We start from the raw sequence: 720 nt of genomic DNA on the forward strand, positions 1-720 counted from the left end.
GCGTGCAAAGCAGGCGCTCTCCCAGCTGAGCTAAGGCCCCATTAAAATGGTCGGGAAGACAGGATTCGAACCTGCGACCCCATGGTCCCAAACCATGTGCTCTACCAAGCTGAGCTACTTCCCGATTCCCTATCTATTCTATTAAAAATAATGGCGCGCCCGAGAGGAGTCGAACCCCTAACCTTTTGATCCGTAGTCAAACGCTCTATCCAATTGAGCTACGGGCGCAATCAATTTTAGAATATCCCGTTGGGATAAAAATGGAGCGGAAGACGGGATTCGAACCCGCGACCCCCACCTTGGCAAGGTGGTGTTCTACCACTGAACTACTTCCGCATATCGCAATAAAAAAAGCTTTCTCCTTTTTGAGAAACCTTGGTAAGATAAATACATTTAGTAAAGCTTCCAAGCGGGCTCGAACCGCTGACCTCTTCCTTACCATGGAAGTGCTCTACCTGCTGAGCTATGGAAGCAATGGCTCCGCAGGTAGGATTCGAACCTACGACCGATCGGTTAACAGCCGATAGCTCTACCACTGAGCTACTGCGGAATAATATAAGCTTCATAAACAAACATGGTAGAAATAATAAAACTGCTTGGCGGCGTCCTACTCTCACAGGGGGAAACCCCCGACTACCATCGGCGCTGAAGAGCTTAACTTCCGTGTTCGGTATGGGAACGGGTGTGACCTCTTCGCTATCGCCACCAAACAAATTGAGA

5 tRNA genes and 1 rRNA gene are annotated in these 720 nt (G+C 49.2%); all 6 read right to left on the bottom strand.

Features of this window, described 5'->3' with window-relative positions:
- Positions 1-47 precede the first annotated feature (47 nt).
- Positions 48-124, bottom strand: a tRNA-Pro gene (locus tag KHQ79_RS22030).
- 27 nt (positions 125-151) lie between these two features.
- Positions 152-228: transfer RNA gene (locus KHQ79_RS22035), tRNA-Arg, on the bottom strand.
- Between the two features lie 33 nt (positions 229-261).
- Positions 262-336 (bottom strand) — tRNA-Gly (locus KHQ79_RS22040).
- Between the two features lie 64 nt (positions 337-400).
- Positions 401-473: transfer RNA gene (locus KHQ79_RS22045), tRNA-Thr, on the bottom strand.
- A 2-nt stretch (positions 474-475) separates the two neighbouring features.
- Positions 476-550 (bottom strand) — tRNA-Asn (locus KHQ79_RS22050).
- A 44-nt stretch (positions 551-594) separates the two neighbouring features.
- Positions 595-710: ribosomal RNA gene (gene rrf / locus KHQ79_RS22055) — 5S ribosomal RNA — on the bottom strand.
- Between the last annotated feature and the right edge of the window lie 10 nt (positions 711-720).

Source organism: Bacillus sp. TSO22 (assembly GCF_020223595.1).
Lineage (GTDB): Bacteria > Bacillota > Bacilli > Bacillales > Bacillaceae > Bacillus > Bacillus inaquosorum.